General features: G+C 63.6%; 16 protein-coding genes and 1 riboswitch. Of the genes, 4 read left to right on the top strand and 12 right to left on the bottom strand.

Annotation, left to right across the window (positions count from 1 at the left end):
• Nucleotides 1-58 precede the first annotated feature (58 nt).
• The gene (locus tag FJ948_RS07220; protein WP_181173625.1) at nucleotides 59-2,257 is read right to left on the bottom strand and encodes a TonB-dependent siderophore receptor; all 2,199 of its coding nucleotides are present in this window, start codon (nucleotides 2,255-2,257) and stop codon (nucleotides 59-61) included.
• A gap of 95 nt (nucleotides 2,258-2,352) precedes the next feature.
• On the bottom strand, nucleotides 2,353-2,481 hold the full coding sequence (locus FJ948_RS30885; protein WP_263494871.1) for a hypothetical protein: 129 nt from the start codon (nucleotides 2,479-2,481) through the stop codon (nucleotides 2,353-2,355).
• Nucleotides 2,482-2,514: 33 nt separating this feature from the next.
• Here FJ948_RS30885 and FJ948_RS07215 point away from each other — a divergent pair, with 33 nt between their 5' ends.
• Entirely contained in the window at nucleotides 2,515-3,144 is a 630-nt protein-coding gene (locus FJ948_RS07215) for an alpha-ketoglutarate-dependent dioxygenase AlkB (protein ID WP_140702904.1), read from the top strand.
• A 52-nt stretch (nucleotides 3,145-3,196) separates the two neighbouring features.
• On the opposite strand, the gene FJ948_RS07210 is transcribed toward FJ948_RS07215, so the two are convergent.
• From FJ948_RS07210 to FJ948_RS07175, 8 genes are all read right to left on the bottom strand, one after another.
• Nucleotides 3,197-4,666 (bottom strand): nucleotidyltransferase family protein, encoded by a 1,470-nt coding sequence (locus FJ948_RS07210; protein WP_181173588.1) that lies wholly within the window; start codon nucleotides 4,664-4,666, stop codon nucleotides 3,197-3,199.
• Complete coding sequence (locus FJ948_RS07205) at nucleotides 4,666-5,343, bottom strand: glycosyltransferase family A protein (protein ID WP_140702901.1); 678 nt, start codon at nucleotides 5,341-5,343, stop codon at nucleotides 4,666-4,668. Before FJ948_RS07205 ends, FJ948_RS07210 begins: the two co-directional genes overlap by 1 nt.
• A complete protein-coding gene (locus tag FJ948_RS07200; protein ID WP_140702900.1) occupies nucleotides 5,343-6,095 on the bottom strand; it encodes a glycosyltransferase in 753 nt (250 codons plus the stop codon). The genes FJ948_RS07205 and FJ948_RS07200 overlap by 1 nt, the downstream gene beginning before the upstream one ends.
• 55 nt (nucleotides 6,096-6,150) lie before the next feature.
• On the bottom strand, nucleotides 6,151-6,903 hold the full coding sequence (locus FJ948_RS07195) for a glycosyltransferase family A protein (RefSeq protein ID WP_181173587.1): 753 nt from the start codon (nucleotides 6,901-6,903) through the stop codon (nucleotides 6,151-6,153).
• The gene (locus FJ948_RS07190) at nucleotides 6,900-7,949 is read right to left on the bottom strand and encodes a serine kinase (RefSeq protein WP_140702899.1); all 1,050 of its coding nucleotides are present in this window, start codon (nucleotides 7,947-7,949) and stop codon (nucleotides 6,900-6,902) included. The genes FJ948_RS07195 and FJ948_RS07190 overlap by 4 nt, the downstream gene beginning before the upstream one ends.
• Nucleotides 7,950-7,982: 33 nt before the next feature.
• Complete coding sequence (locus FJ948_RS07185) at nucleotides 7,983-8,414, bottom strand: PqqD family protein (protein ID WP_140702897.1); 432 nt, start codon at nucleotides 8,412-8,414, stop codon at nucleotides 7,983-7,985.
• Between the two features lie 141 nt (nucleotides 8,415-8,555).
• Nucleotides 8,556-9,665 (bottom strand): hybrid-cluster NAD(P)-dependent oxidoreductase, encoded by a 1,110-nt coding sequence (locus FJ948_RS07180; protein ID WP_181173586.1) that lies wholly within the window; start codon nucleotides 9,663-9,665, stop codon nucleotides 8,556-8,558.
• Nucleotides 9,666-9,676: 11 nt separating this feature from the next.
• Entirely contained in the window at nucleotides 9,677-10,924 is a 1,248-nt protein-coding gene (locus tag FJ948_RS07175; RefSeq protein WP_140702896.1) for an aromatic ring-hydroxylating dioxygenase subunit alpha, read from the bottom strand.
• A gap of 113 nt (nucleotides 10,925-11,037) precedes the next feature.
• A riboswitch (cobalamin riboswitch) is annotated at nucleotides 11,038-11,240 on the bottom strand.
• Between the two features lie 484 nt (nucleotides 11,241-11,724).
• Between FJ948_RS07175 and FJ948_RS07170 the strand changes: the two genes are divergently transcribed.
• From FJ948_RS07170 to FJ948_RS07160, 3 genes are all read left to right on the top strand, one after another.
• A complete protein-coding gene (locus tag FJ948_RS07170; RefSeq protein WP_140702895.1) occupies nucleotides 11,725-11,928 on the top strand; it encodes a DUF680 domain-containing protein in 204 nt (67 codons plus the stop codon).
• A gap of 72 nt (nucleotides 11,929-12,000) precedes the next feature.
• Nucleotides 12,001-12,207: a DUF680 domain-containing protein gene (locus FJ948_RS07165; protein ID WP_140702894.1), complete on the top strand. Its 207-nt coding sequence runs from the start codon at nucleotides 12,001-12,003 to the stop codon at nucleotides 12,205-12,207.
• A gap of 66 nt (nucleotides 12,208-12,273) precedes the next feature.
• Nucleotides 12,274-12,519, top strand: coding sequence for a DUF680 domain-containing protein (locus tag FJ948_RS07160; RefSeq protein WP_140702892.1), 246 nt, complete (start codon nucleotides 12,274-12,276; stop codon nucleotides 12,517-12,519).
• 81 nt (nucleotides 12,520-12,600) lie between these two features.
• Here the strand turns inward: FJ948_RS07160 and ugpC are convergent, their stop codons facing one another.
• Nucleotides 12,601-13,713: a sn-glycerol-3-phosphate ABC transporter ATP-binding protein UgpC gene (ugpC, locus tag FJ948_RS07155; protein ID WP_140702891.1), complete on the bottom strand. Its 1,113-nt coding sequence runs from the start codon at nucleotides 13,711-13,713 to the stop codon at nucleotides 12,601-12,603.
• A 31-nt stretch (nucleotides 13,714-13,744) separates the two neighbouring features.
• The gene (locus FJ948_RS07150; protein WP_140702889.1) at nucleotides 13,745-15,409 is read right to left on the bottom strand and encodes an alpha-glucosidase; all 1,665 of its coding nucleotides are present in this window, start codon (nucleotides 15,407-15,409) and stop codon (nucleotides 13,745-13,747) included.
• Nucleotides 15,410-15,412 lie beyond the last annotated feature (3 nt).

The raw sequence follows: 15,412 nt of genomic DNA, 5'->3' as shown, positions 1-15,412 counted from the left end.
TGCATCCAAACGGTGGAATCAATGCGCCGCGCGTCCGAAAGGGCGCGGGGCGTTGCCTTTACCAGCGGCGCTTCAGCGAAGCCGTGATGTTGCGGCCCTGGCCCATGTAGCAATAGCCGCTGTTGCATACCGTCGCGCGGTCGTCGGCGATGTTGCGGACGGCAAAGGCGGCCGAGACACCTTCATACTTCTTGTCGATGGCGCCGAAATCATAGGACGCCGACGCATCGAGATAGACGGCGGCATCGTTCTTGGCCGTGTTCGATGTGTCGGTATAGGTCGCGCTCTGCAACCGCACGCCCGCGCCCACCGAAAGGCCTGGAGCGGCACTGCTCTCGTCGAACTTGTAATTGGCCCAGAGGCTCGCGACATGCTCGGGGGTGACGGCGGGGACCTTGCCGAGCTCCGTCGAGCCAGCGGCGGCGCCCGTGATCTCGGCATGGTTGTAGTTATAGGCCGCGATCACATCGAGTCCGTCCATGACGGCCGCGCGGGCCTCCAGCTCAAATCCATTGCTGGTGACCTCGCCCAGTGAACGATAGGTTCCCGCATTGGGATCCACGACGACCGGCTTGTTCTTCTCGACGAGGTGATAGGCGACGGCCGAGAGCAGGATATCGCTTCCCGGCGGCTGGTACTTGATGCCGAGCTCGACCTGTTCGCCCTTCGTCGGCTGCAGGATGCCGCCACCATCGGCCGACCGGTTCGAGATCGGCTCGAACGAAGTCGCATAGCTCGCGAAGGGCGCGAAGCCATTGTCGAACAGATAAAGCGCGCCGGCCTGCATGCTGAAGGCGTTCTTGTTCACCGCTTCGGAGCCGCCCCCAACGTAGTCCCGCGTCTGCTCGACCCAGGTCTGGCGCCCGCCAAGGGTGAAGCGCCATCTGTCCAGCTCGACCTGGTCCAGCGCATAGATTCCGGTCTGGCGCAGATCCGCGTCGGAGGCCGAGAACGTGGTGGCCGGCGTCGGGCCGGAGACACCGTAGGTCGGGTTGGCGATGTCGAAATCATAGGCCGGATCGGCCGCATCGAATCCATAGCCGAAGGACGAGGTCAGGTTCGTATAGTCGAGGCCGAGAAGCAGCGTGTGGGCGAGCGCGCCAGTGTCGAATTTGGCCTCGACCTGGTTGTCGGCCTGGAAGACGTTCATTTCGTCGCGAATCGCGGTCGCATAGCGATGCGCGACCGTACCTGTCCAGCCGGAGACCGCGAGATAGCGCGACCTCAGGTCGAGATGGGAGTATCGAACATTCTGGCGCACGGTGATGCCGTCGCCGAAATCGTGCTCGAACTTGTAGCCAACCTGCTGCTGCCGGATCTTCTGGTAATCGTAATCCGGGTCGCTCTCGCGCAGGGCATGCACCTTCCCCGACGGGTCGGTGATCACGCCAGGATTGGAATCCGTCTCATCGGCCTGCACCAGCCCGTAGACCGTGAAGGAGGTCGCGGCATCCGGGTTCCAGGTGAAGGACGGTTGCAGGAGATAACGGTCGTCGGCGATGTCGAAATTCGTGTCGCCGTTTCGCGCCAGGCCGACGATCCTGTAGAGAAAATCGTCGCTGCCCTCGGTGACGGGTCCGCCGAAATCGAAGGCGGCCTGCGCCCTGTCCTTCGTGCCATAGAGCAGTTCGACTTCCCGTATCCTGTCCTCGGTCGGCAGCTTGGGCACCTTGTTGACGATGCCGGCCGGCGTTCCCGCGCCGTAAAGCACCGACACCGGCCCCTTGATCACCTCGACGCGTTCGAGCGAATAGGGGTCGGTGCGGAAAGTGCCGTAGTTGATGTAGGGCTGGCGCAGGCCGTCCTTGTAGTCGCCGAGCGTGGTGGCATCGTAGCCTCTGATGTAGATTTGGTCGAAGCGCGGGTCGAACCCATAGGCGCCGGTGCTCACGCCGGCGGAATAGCGCACCGCCTCGATGATGTCCTGCGCGCCGCGCTCCTCGATCTCCTTGCGTGTCACCACCGAGACGGAGCGCGGCGTTTCGATAAGCGGCGTGTCCGTCTTGGTCGCGCCGGAGCTGCGCTTGGCGGCCACCATCTTGTCGTCTTCTCGGGAAGTGTCGCTGCCGGTCTTGCCGCTGACCGTAATCGGCTCCAGCACCCCCGTACCGTCGGATGCCTGGGTGCCGGCCTGCTGTGCCGATGCATGGCCAACGCCAAGCACCGTCGACAGGCACGTCGTCGCCACAAGCCCTCGCCGGAACCAGATACCGCCGCGCTTGACCGCTCCGAAGTCTCGAAGAAACACCACTTTTATATTACCTCGCTCTCGTCATTCGTTCCCCATGGCCTCCGTCCGGCGCCCGGGTGAAATTGTTGCCTTAGACACTCAGGTTCAAAATCTTGGCTAAGTTAATCATCTTTATCCGTCAACGCCTCTGGCTGATTTGGTGAGACGAATTCACCGCGCATTCCCGCCTCGGCAATTTCAGTGAAATCGACGACTGCTTTCGGGTCGCCCTCGGCGTCCGATGGTGGCATCTTGCGGGTCCGAACATTCGAAAGGTGAGCCAATTGCTCGTTCTGCCCAAGGGCGTCCGCCACATGCCGGCCCATCTGTCTCGCGAGGTGCAGGAGGCGCTGGTCGAGGACGTCAGGGCCATCGTCCAGCAGGCGCCGCTGTTCGTGCCGGCCATGCCGCGCACCGGCAAGGAGATGAGCGTGCGCATGACCAATTGCGGTCCGCTCGGCTGGGTCACCGACAAGGAACGCGGCTACCGCTACCAGCCGACGCATCCCGTGACCGGGACGCCATGGCCGCCCATCCCCGGCAGTCTGCTCGACCTGTGGCGGCAGGTGTCGGGCTATCCGCATCTACCGGAGGCCTGCCTGATCAATTTCTACACGCCCGACGCGAAGATGGGCCTGCATCAGGATCGCGACGAGGCCGACCTCTCGGCCCCCGTCGTCTCCGTCTCGCTCGGCGACGACTGCCTGTTCAGGGTCGGCCAGACGACGCGCGACGGCGCCACCAAATCGTTCAGGCTGAAAAGCGGCGATGTCGTCGTGCTTGGCGGCGAGGGCCGTCTTGCCTTCCATGGCGTCGACCGCATCTACCCTTCGACCTCGGCGCTGCTCAAGAACGGCGGCAGGATCAACCTGACGCTGCGGCGGGTAACGAAGCCCGACGGGAACACCGTATAGCCGCGGGCGCCTCTACCGCGCTCCGGCCCTGCTGCCTTTGGCGGCGGCGTCTTCAGCGCAGCGGCGAAAAAGCCGCCGAGACCAGCTGGAAAGGCAGCGCGCCATAGGCCGCGACCGTTGCCTGGTCTTCCCATTGGCGGAATTGCCGGGACGGTCGTGCCTCCAGCGTCAGGGCATGCTGTTGGCCGTCGAGCGTCACCTTGCCGCGAAAATGCAGCACCCGGTCGCCTCCGGACCGGCTGATGGCCATGGCGCGCAGGCGCGCGACATGGTGATCGTCGGCATTGATCTCCATTTCGATGCGGCGCCGGATCGGCGGAACACTGACCCGGATCGTGATGTCCAGCATCATGTCTCCGGCCGTCGGTGGGCAGGGTATGGCTTGGGAGAATGCCGATGGCGAGGCCGCGCCCAGCGGCACGCGGCTGGCGCGGCGGCCACGCCAGGCTTTGGTCGGCGGTTCTTGCCGCAGCCGGCCGCTCTTGCGTCTCAGCCGCAACTGCTTGGCAAAACCGCGCGACAGCCAGGCCAGCCTGCCGAAATCGGTTCGCGGCTTGGCCTGCAGCACGGCCGACCAGCGCGACAGGCCGGTGCGGTCGGCCATCTCCAGCACGCGCGCCAGCACGCTGTCCGGCACCGTCACGCCAATCTCGAGCGCTAGGTAGGAGAGCGCCACTGCCGCGGCAACGGCAAGGCGCCGCCTGGCGACAATATCGAGGAACACGTCCCAGTCGACGTCGCCGGCGCGAATGGCCACCGCGCAATCGACCAGCCAATCGCTGTGCGTGTGGGCGTCGAGCCCGCCATGCGCTATCGCCAGCGCGATGCGGTCGGCGGGCGACGGTACCAGCACGCCGACGCCGCTGAACTCGGCCGCCGCCGCCCGCCGCCAGATCGCCTGGTCGTCCTCGTCGCTTTGCTGGGAACCGTCATAGGCGAGTTGGTGCAGGTCGATATCGCCATAATTGCCCTTGAAGAAGTTCATCGAGCGCAAGGACGCCAGTCTTGTCCTCAGATATTGCGGGCTCACCCCGGTGGCGATCTGCCAGTCGCGCTCGCGCAGCACGTCGAACGCCGCCGGCATGTCCTGCGACCGCACCAATATGTCGATGTCGTGCGCCACCCGGCCCCGCTGCGCCGACGCGTTCAAGGCAATGCGGCTGGCACCCTTGATCAGCATCACCATGCATCCGGCCTCGGTCATCGCCTGCAGCGCCGGTTCGGCCTCGCGCATCGCCATGCGCGACTTGGTCCACAGCATCTTTTGCAGGCCGACAAGACGTGGATAGGCGGAATGCCCGGCCAATTTCCGGCCGAACCGGTCGCAGATGGCGGTCAGCAGCCGATGCTCCCTGAAGGAGACGAGGTCGATGTCGTTCGCGCTCAGCCACTCCATCGCGCAACCGGCGGCCGCGTCGTCGTCGGCAAGAAGCGCCGCCTTGAGCAACTGGTCGAGCCCGCCCGTCGGCCAGGACCAGCCATAGTCCGGGAAGCGTCGGCCGATGCGGCGAATGCGCGCCATCAGCCCGCGCCGGCCTTGTTTCGGGCCCGCCGCAGCATGGCCAGCCGCGCCACTTCCAGGTAGCCGCGATCGCGCGTGGCATCGCGCCCGTAGGACAGGCTGCCCGGTCTGATGCGACGCAGCGCCAGCACCTCCTCGATCATGTCGAGGGCAAGGCCCGCCTCGCGCGCCCGCGCGATCCAGTCGATCATCTCGCCACGGCCGCCCGGCGGATCGACGACGGGTCCGACGGTCTCGGCACCCTCGCGCCGGATCAGCATCGTGGTCCGCGACCAGCCGGGCAGAGCCGCGCCTTCGGGCGCATCTGGCCGGTCATTGCGGAAATTCCGCCATTGGCAAAAAACTCCCGATGCCGTGGGAAATCTTTCGAGATGCGCGAGCTGTGTTTCGATCTTGGCGGGCAACCACAGATCATCGGCGTCGAGCGTCGCGATGAACGGCGTCGACAGCGCGGCGATGCCCCTGGTGGTGGCACTGCCCGGCCCGGCATTTGCCTGGCGCAGCAGGCGCAGCGGCAGGTCCGTTCCGCCGATCGCCGCGGCGAGGTCGTCGGTCGATCCGTCATCGACGATCACCACCAGCTCAGGCCGCACCGTCTGGGCAGCGACCGACCGCAGCGTCTCGGCAATAGTGCCGGAGGCGTTGAAGGCCGGTATGACGACGCCGTATCCGTCCATCACAGGGAGTGCCAATCTGTCAGTTTGTCCAGCTCGAAGATACCTTCGATCGGCCGTAGCGACGGGTCGGCCTTGCGCCGCTTCATGGATTTATAGATAGCGCGCAGGAATTCCCGCGACTGGACGTCCTCTTGCCTCGTCATGTTGCCCGCATGCCGTCTGTAGTAGAGTGCGACCGTGTCGGGAAGCACGTATCTGGGGCCGATCTCAAAACCGCGCAGCAGGTAGTCGGTGTCTTCGGCCTGGACGAAATCCTCGTCGAAATCGCCTATGCGCGCGACGAGCCGGCGCGCGAAGATCGCCGCCGACAGGTGAATGCCACGAATCGTGATGCAGTTGCTGTCCTCCGTGGGTTCCAGGATCCCGTCATCGATCTTGTCGACCAGCATCATCCTTGAGTAGGTCAGATCGAGATCGGGATTCTTCCGGAAAAGCGCGACATCCGCCTCGAAGCGCCCGGCCGGCGAGATGTCGTCCGAATCGAGGAACGAGACCAGGTCTGCCTCGGGCTTGAGCAGCCTGAGCCCGCTGTTGCGCGCCCGCGTCACCCCCATGTTCTCTTGCCGGAACAGCCGGATGCAGGAATGATCATGCATCATCGCGCGCACGGCCTCGACCGAACCGTCGGTCGAACCGTCGTCGACGACGATGACGTCGAGATCGGCGGCGTCGCCTTGCCTGAGCAGCGAACGCAGCGCGGCGCCGACATAGGCTTCGCGATTGTAGACCGGCATGATCACGCTCAGCCTCATCCGTGACCTCGCGGCCGCTGCTGCACCATCCGATTTGATCGCGAGATATACCGCATTAAAGCCCCCGCCAGTCGGGCGAGCTCTTGAGCTCGAAAATGCCGGGAATCTCACGCAGGGATGGGTTGGCCCTGCGTCGCCGGATCGATTTGTGGATCGCCCGCATGTGGTCGCGGAGCCGGCTCTCGCGCTTCCCGGTGATATTGCCGGCATGGCGCCTGTAGTAGATCGCGACCGTCTCCAGAAGGCGGTAATTCGGACCCGTTTCGAAGATGCGCAACAGATAGTCAGTGTCCTCGCACTGATCGAATTCCTCGTCGAAATAGCCTATGCGATCGATAAGCGCCCTGCTGAACAGGCCGGTGCTCATTGAAATTCCGCGCAGCGTTACAGTGCGACTGCCCGCTACCGGCTCCATCGTGTCATCGTCTATCTGCTCGGCCAGGGTCATCAGGGAGTAGGTCAGGTCAAGGCCCGGCTCGGCCTCGAAGCAAGCCAGATCCGTCTTGAAGCGTCCGGCAAGCGAGATGTCGTCGGAATCGAGGAATGACACAAACCCGGCATCCGGCGGCAAGTGTCTAAGCCCGGCGTTGCGCGCCCTCGCGACGCCCATATTGGGTTGCAGGACCAGGCGGATGCAGGACGCCTCGCGCATCGCAGACCGTATCGCCTCCACCGAGGCGTCCGTGGAGCCGTCGTCGATGACGATGATGTCGAAGTCGGCGTCAGCGCGCTGCCTGATCAGGGAGCGCAGCGCCGAGACGACATAGCGCTCGCGATTGTACACTGGCATGATCACGCTGAGCTTCACGAGAGGCCTCGCGTCAGGAAATTCTCGATCGCGCCGGCGATTTCTGCCGGGTCGGTGCCGAGGGACAAACGAAAGCACGGCAAGAGGCGGGTCAATTCGCTGAAGAAGCGAAAGCCGCTTTCGCGCTCGCCCGGCATCTGGGCGATGCCGGACGGCGCCAAGGCAATCATGGCATCCCTGCGTGACACCGGCATGATCGAACTTGCTCCGCCACCGCTGATATGTGGCATCACCAGCGCGACGATGTCCAGCATCGCGGGCACCGGGCGGGGCGTTACGTCGCCAATGTGAAACGTGTGCTTGCCCTGCCAGTTCAGCGGGCCTTGCTCAGCCAGCCTCTGTTGCAGGCCCAGCCGCGCGAAACCTCGCGCGTCCTGTTTCAGGGTGGAGAAAAGGGGCCGCGCGGTCACGCCCCCGACGAGATCGATCAGCACATAGTCGTCGCCGACACTGTCGAGCCCATTGAGCAGGCCGGCGGCGACAGTGCCGGATTTCCCCGCCCCGCCCGCGCCGGCGAGCAGGATACCCTTGCCGTCGATGCCGAGCGTGCCGGCATGGGTCAGCCGCATGCCGCGCGCGGCATATTCCCAGTGCAGGAAGGCGCGCAGCGGCGCCCCCGGCTCCCAGGGCGGAAAGGCATCGGCCGACGCCATCAGCTGCACGCCAACGCTACGGTGCGGATCGTAGATCTGCCAGAAATCCAGGTCGTGGAAATAGTGGCCGCGCAACCCGGCTTCGGCGAGCCGTTTGGCAAAACCGTGCTCGGTGAAATGCGCGTCGCCCCATCGCGCGGGCTCCGGAATGCCGTGGATGCCGGGATGAGCGATGAAGACGCGGCACGCGGCCGGTTCGGGCCGATCATGCCCGGCCTCGACAAATGCATGGCCCAGTGCATCGGCAAGCACGCCGTGACCGAGATGCACGGTCAGTTCCAACAGGGGCAGGCTGACCTTGCGTGTGGTCGGATAGCGCAAGCCCGCATCTTCGGCGGCGGCGAGGAGATACCGGCCGTAATCGGGCAAGGTTTCCAGCGTGACGCGCGGCATCAAGCGCCTTCCATCACGGCAGCGGCCGGCCCGTCAGGAAGCCTGCTTGACCGCCGGCCAGCCGAGTGGTTCCTCGACCTCGTGGATGGGATCAATGACGATCAGGTCGGCGAGGTCGTCGTGAATGCTCACATCGAGCGGCTCGTTCGTGGCGGCCAGCTCGGCGGCCAATTCGTCCGGCAATGGCTGCACCGTCGCGTCGGAAGGCACCAGCAAGCCCAGTTCGAGCAATTGCGCTATGAAGTGATCGAGTTGGGCCTCGCCTATTGTCGAGCCGCCCGCGGCCAGCCCGACCAGAGCCCGGGCGTCCATTCCGGACGAAAGCGCCTGCCACACCTTGCTGCCGGAATCGGAGAAGCCGAAATACTTGCCATTCGCAAGGTTGAGCACCACGGCCTCGCCATCGAAGGATTCGAAAACTATATCCCGGCTCGCAACCGCATAGGCATGGGATTCATGCATCATTGTCGCCCCGCTTAGCATTCCTGCCCGCCAGCAGGACCCGTTCCACCGACAACGCCTGTAAACTTTCGGTTGTTCCTTGGCAAGGTAACCTTTGCCGGTAAGGCGTCGGCCATATGCGGGATCAGTCGAAGGCCAGCCGGATCAAACCTCGATTTCCAGTGCCGACAGTGGCTTGGAACAACAGGCCAGGATGAAGCCGTCGTCGATCTCGTGATCGAGGATGCCGCCATTGTGGCTCATCTCGACGGCGCCGGAGACTTTCTTCACCTTGCAGGTTCCGCACAGGCCGAATTCGCAGGCTGCCGGGATCCGCACGCCCGAGGCGCGGGCCGTCTGCAGCACGGTCTGGCCGGCGACGCACTCGGCATCGACGTCCGACAGCGCGAAGCGGATAGGTGTTGCTGCTTCGACGGGAGCTGCCGCACCGTCCTGCTCCGGCGAGGCGAACGGCGCCTGGATTTCCTCGACGGTCGGCGCGGCAAAGCTTTCCTGATGGTATCTCGCCATGTCGAAGCCGGCGGCCTCCAGCATGCCGCGCACAGCACGCATGAAGGGATCGGGGCCGCAGCAGAAGATCTCGCGTTCACGGAAATCGGGCGCCAGCAGCGGCAGCCGGATGGCATCGATGCGGCCCATATGGCCGTACCAGCCCTCGCGGCTCGACCGCTCCTCGATCATGAAGCCGAGCGACAGGCCCGGCATGTGGCCGCCCAAAAGTTCGAGCTCCTTGCGGAAAATGATCTCTTCGGGACGCCGCGCGCAATTAACGAAGCCGACATCGGTCCAGGGCGCGCAATCGTTCAGCCAGCGCAGCATCGACATCATCGGCGTGACGCCGGAGCCGGCCGAGATGAAAAGATATTTCGCCGCCGGATGGCTGTGCAACGAAAAATCGCCGCTCGGTCCATAGGCCTTGACGTGCGAGCCGGGCGTCAGGTGATCGAACATCCAGCGTGTGCCGATGCTGCCTGCCTGCGCCTTCACCGTCACCGCGATGGAGAACGGCCGCGACGGTGACGACGACAGCGTGTAGGTGCGCATCAGCGGACCGTCCGGCGTCGGCAGTTCCAGCGTCACGAACTGGCCCGGCTTGTAACGGAACCAGGTCTGGTTGTCGGAGCGGAAGGTGAAGGTCTTGACGCCGGGCGCCTCATCGCTGACGCCGGTCACTTCCAGCACCTGCAGCCTGTCGTTCCACGGCGCCATCTGGTCGAGATGGCGATAGAGGCCAAGGTCGGTTATGGCATTCATCCCTCAGCCTCTCATGCCACGCTGCGCAACGCCGGCCGGCCGCCTTCGGCAAGGCGCGGGCCGATGAAGCGCGCGTACCAGTCGACGAACTGGATGACGCCGCCTTCATGCAGCTCCGAATAGGGGCCGGGCTCATAGGCCGGTGACAGGATGCCGAAGGCGTTTTCCTCGACGATGCGCCGGTCCTGGTCGTTGGTCTCGGTCCAGACATGGGTAAGGTCGGCGAGATCGTAGTCGACGCCCTCGACCGCGTCCTTGTGCACCAGCCATTTCGTCGTCACCGCCGTTTCTGTGGCGCTGACCGGCAGCACACGGAAGGTGACGGCATGATCGACCAGGATATGGTTCCAGGTCGTTGGATAGTGGTAATGCATCAAGGTGCCGATCCGGTCGGCCGAGACGCTGTCGGACAGGTTCTTCCTCACCGCCCGCTTGCCCGTCATCGTGTAGCTCTGGGCATCGCGCAGCAACGGCGCGCGGGTGGCACGGTATTGTCCAGCCGGGTCGATGCGGAATTTGCTGGGCAGGCCAACAGCCTCGCATTTGGCCCAATGCGCCAGCATTTCCGGATCGCTGTCGGCGCCCTGCACGCCGGTCACGGTCGGCGCTTCCGGGAAGGTCTTGCACAATTCCGGATGATTGCCGGCGCAATGGTAGCATTCGCGGTTGTTTTCCCAGACCAGCTTCCAGTTGCCCTTCTCGATGATGGTGCTCTCGAAGGCGATCTTGGCCTCGCTGAGCCGGTGCGGCTGCAGATAGGGCTCGATCATCCCCCGCATCGGCGCGAAGTCCGCCGGCTCCTTGGCCAGGCTGATGAAGACATAGCCGGCGACGCTTTCGCAGGCGACTGGCTTCAGCCCGAACTGGCTCTTGTCGAACCCGTCGGCCATCTGGCGGGCGAACAGCAGCCGACCGTCAAGCTCGTAAGTCCACTGGTGGTAAGGACAGACCAGTTTGGCGGCCATGCCTTTGTCGCTGTTGCAGACGCGGCTGCCGCGATGACGGCAGGAATTATGGAAGGCGTTGATCTTGCCCTGCTGGTCACGCACCAGCACGACCGGATAGTCGCCGATCTGCACGGTGATGAAGCTGCCCGGCTTGGGCAACTCGCAATCATGGCCTATGAACAGCCAGTCGCGATACCAGATCAGCTCCATGTCCAGCTTGAAGTAGTCCGGGTCGGTATAAAAGGGCTGTTCCAGCGAAAAGCCTTGTCTGCGGCTGTTCAAGAGCCTCAGCATGTCGTTGCGCGCATCCATGTCCTGTCCTCATTTTCAAGGACTGAACTGGTGGTGATGGAGGAAGGATTGAGCGCAAGCCGGCAAAAGCCGGACAAACATCATCCGCCCCTTGACCGCCCACCGCGATCAGTCGAGTTCTAGCGATCTCGGGCTGGTTTCCGGGCTCTGGAGTCGTCCTTGCGGACCATCGCGACACCTTCCCAGGCCTTCGCCCAGTGGTCTCCCGTTGCGACTTGAACTCCACCACCGTTGCGGGGGCAGCGCCGGAATCTGACCGGCTTCCCAATTCTCCGCTCCGTCGTCACGCAGCGGCACCTGAGATGGAATGATTTAATCACGACAGGGTTTGCAACATCGGCATGAAAGCGACATCGCCTCCATGCGGCGCGACACTGATGCTGGATGGTTCCGGCGGATGGAAGCGTCTTTACGGGGAAGCCGCGCCGGCACCGTTTTCGACCCGTTGCCGGCGGCGAAAAAGGTTAACGGTTACGAAAAGTGACTATTAGCAGATTCTAATCGAACCGAACGGTTCGTTTCTGTTGACGGTGCGTGCAGGACGGTGTGAACGCAGGGCCTCCGACACAGTCGGTGATCGAAGCGGTGGTTCCAGTTAACCGGTTGATATAGCGAAGAAAAACAATGGACGTAAAAGGGCCTGGTACAATTTCAAGTGGTTGAGTCATGGTCCACACGGAACAACTTCGTGATTGGAAACGGCAAAGGTGCTCTCCCACATCGGGGCTGTCCGAACGACGCGATTTTTAATCCCAAGACACGCCGCTAGACGGACGGAAAAAAATACTGGAGTACCCAAAATGAAAAAGATTGTTCTCACTGCCGCAGCCCTTCTGGCTATTTCCGGCAGCGCCTTTGCTGGTAGCGACCATTATGGTTCGAGCGCCGCGACCCCCGCTGCCACCTCTGTCGACAGCTCGTACACCGCTTCGACCAAGAAGTCGCAGCCGGCTGCTCAGACGCCTGTCCAGGGTGCCGATCACAACCTCTTCGGCAACAACTAACAGCCGCTCCCCGGCACGCGGCGGGGTTGCCCTGTCGCGCCGGTGGACGCCACAAATTCAGGAGTATTTAAGATGAACAAGATCCTCATTGCTGCCGCCGCCATTCTGGCCCTTTCCGGCAGCGCCTTCGCCGGTAGCGACAACTTTGGTTCGAACGGTGCCAACCAGGCGGTTGTCACTTCGACCGACAACGCCGCCACCGCGTCGATCGGCAAGTCGGCTCCGGCCACCCAGGCGCCCGTTCAGCAGGGCAGCGACCGAAACCTCTTCGGTCACTAATCCCAATCCCGCGGCCGGTGGGTTCGCCCGCCGGCCCGCCGGACTTCAAAAATTCAGGAGTTTAAAATGAACAAGATCCTCATCGCTGCCGCCGCCGTCCTGGCTCTGTCCGGCAGCGCTTTCGCCGGCAGCGACAACTATGGCGCCAACGGCGCCAGCCAACCCACGGCTTCGTCGACCGTCAATGTCGACACGTCGAATACGGCTTCGATCCGCAACAGTGACTCGCCGGTCTACAAGCTGCTCAATTCTTCGGGCGACGTGCAGAAGTCGGCTCCTCAGGGCGCCGACCGGAACCTCTTTGGTCGCTAACGGCCGAAGCGATATCTGAAAACAGAAGCGGCGGGCCTTGCCCGCCGCTTTTGTTTTGCATTATCGGAACCGGCCTCTCCTTCAGGCCGCCTTTGCTTCCGCTTCGTGGAGGGCAAAGGAGCGGCCGTCCGCATCGAAAATATGAAGGTCGCCGGCATTGGCGGTCAGCCGCAGCGTCGAGCCGCGCTTGACCTCGACATTGCCCGGCAGCTTGGTCACCAGCGGCAGGTCGGCCCGGCCGATGTCGACATAGACCAGCTGGACCTCGCCGAGCTGTTCGACATAGTCGACCGTCCCCTCGAACAGATACTCCGTACCGTCGGCGATCGCGAGATCTTCCGGCCGCACGCCGAAGCTGACCGCCGTTCCCTTCGCCGAAGCCGGCGTCGCGATCGGCACCGTCGCCTTGCGGCCGCCGATATGGCTGATGACGGTCGGATTGCCCGTCTTGTCGACCGTCGCCGGCAAGATGTTCATTGCGGGCGAGCCGATGAACTGGGCAACGAAGAGGTTGCCCGGCCTCTTGTAGAGCTCCATCGGCGTGCCGACCTGTTCGATATGGCCGTCCTTCAGCACCACGATGCGGTCGGCCAGCGTCATCGCCTCGACCTGGTCGTGCGTGACATAGATCATGGTCGTGCTGGGCATCGATTCCTTGAGCTTGGCAATCTCGATACGCGTGGCGACGCGCAGTGCCGCGTCGAGGTTCGATAGCGGTTCGTCGAACAGAAACACTTTCGGATTGCGCACGATGGCGCGGCCGATGGCGACACGCTGGCGCTGGCCGCCCGACATCGCCTTGGGCAGGCGGTCGAGATATTTGGTCAGTTGCAGGATCTCGGCGGCCTGCCGCACTCGCTTGTCGATCTCGGCCTTGCTTTCCTTGCCGATCTTCATCGAGAAGGCCATGTTGTCGTAGACGGTCATGTGCGGATAGAGCGCGTAGGACTGGAACACCATGGCGATGCCGCGCTTCGACGGCGGCACGTCGTTGACCACCTCGCCGTCGATCTTGAGTTCACCCGAGGTGATTTCCTCGAGCCCGGCGATCGAGCGCAGCAAGGTCGACTTGCCGCAGCCCGACGGGCCGACGAAGACGATGAACTCGCCCGATTTGATGTCGAGGTCGATGCCGTGGAGAATGTTGAGATTGCCGTAGGACTTCTTCACCTGTCTCAAATTGACATCGGCCATTGATTTTCTCCCAGTGGTTCCTCAGATGTTTTTAGCCTATGCGCCCGAACCAGGCGCCGTAACCGCCGAGTTCGACCGAACCGGTGCTTGCCTGCCCGGAAAATCCGTGTCCCGGCAAAGGTTGAAGGGTTCGGCTGCCGAGGTCAACCTTCGCCGGCGCGGCGCCCAGATTGAAGACGCAGACGATCTCGTCATTGCCCGCCCGGCGGGTGAAGGCGACGGTGTCGCCCTGGCTTTCGATGAAGGCGATGTCACCCTTGGCCAGCGCCGGATGCGCGCGCCGAAAGGCAAGAAAGCGCCGGTAGTGTTCGAGCAGGGAAGTTTCGTCACCTTGCTGCACGTTGACCGCCTGCGACAGGTGCTTTGCAGGCACCGGCAGCCAGGGTTTCGCTTGCGAGAAGCCACCATTCCTGGCGCTGCCATCCCACACCATGGGTGTGCGACAGCCGTCGCGGCCCTTGAATTCCGGCCAGAAGCGAATGCCGTAGGGGTCCTGCAAATCCTCGAAGCGCAGTTCGGCCTCGCCGAGCCCGAGTTCCTCGCCCTGGTAGATGCAGACCGAGCCGCGCAGCGACATCAGCAAGGCCGAGATCACCTTGAGATAGGCCGTCGGGTCGGCTTCGCCGGTGGCCCAGCGCGAGGCCGGGCGCATCACGTCATGGTTGGAAAACGCCCAGCACGACCAGCCATCGCTGGCCACCCTGCCGAAAGCTTCCAGCACCGAGCGGACCTTGGCGGCGCTGATCTTTTCCGGCGCCAGGAAGTCGAAGGAATAGCACATGTGCACGCGCTTGCCGCCGGCGGTGTAGGCGGCGACCACGTCCAGCCCGCGCTGCGAATCGCCGACCTCGCCGACAGCGGCGGTCGCCGGATATTCGTCGAGCAGCGCCCGGAAGCGCTCCAGGAAGGCGAGGTTCTCCGGCCGGCTCTTGTCGTAGATATGGTCCTGGTAGTTGTAGGGGTTGACCGCCGGCGCGGTCTGGTCGTTGCGCTCTTCCGGCGGCAGCGGCGGGTTGTTTTCCAACCCCTGGCTGTGGAAGTAGAAATTGATGGTGTCGAGGCGGAAGCCATCGACGCCGCGCTCCAGCCAGAAGCGGGTGACGTCGAGGAGCGCGTCCTGGACTTCCGCGTTATGGAAGTTGAGGTCCGGCTGCTCGGCCAGGAAATTGTGCAGGTAGTATTGCTGCCGGCTGGTGTCCCACTGCCAGGCCGAGCCGCCGAAGATCGACAGCCAGTTGTTGGGTGGCGTGCCGTCAGGCCTTGCGTCGGCCCAGACGTACCAGTCGGCCTTGGCATTGGCGCGGCTCGAGCGGCTTTCCTTGAACCAGGGATGGATGTCGGCTGTATGCGACAGCACCTCGTCGATCATCACCTTGAGGCCCAGCCGGTGCGCCTCCGCCGTCAGCGCATCGAAATCCGCCAGCGTGCCGAACATCGGGTCGACGTCGCAATAATCCGAGACGTCGTAGCCGAAATCCTTCATTGGCGATTTGAAGAAAGGCGAGATCCAGATCGCATCCGCGCCAAGGGCGGCGATATAGGGCAGCCTGCCGATGATGCCCTTGAGATCGCCGATGCCGTCGCCATTGGAGTCCTGATAGCTGCGCGGATAGATCTGGTAGATCACCGCGCCCCGCCACCAGTCGCGGTCGACGGCGGGGTCTGGGTTCGAAGTCGCCTTCAAAGCCGATTGCATAGT

Origin of the sequence: Mesorhizobium sp. B2-3-12, assembly GCF_006442205.1 — a bacterium.
Classification (GTDB): Bacteria; Pseudomonadota; Alphaproteobacteria; order Rhizobiales; family Rhizobiaceae; genus Mesorhizobium.
The sequence above is the reverse complement of the archived record's forward strand: the minus strand, read 5'-3'. Positions and strand labels throughout refer to the sequence as shown.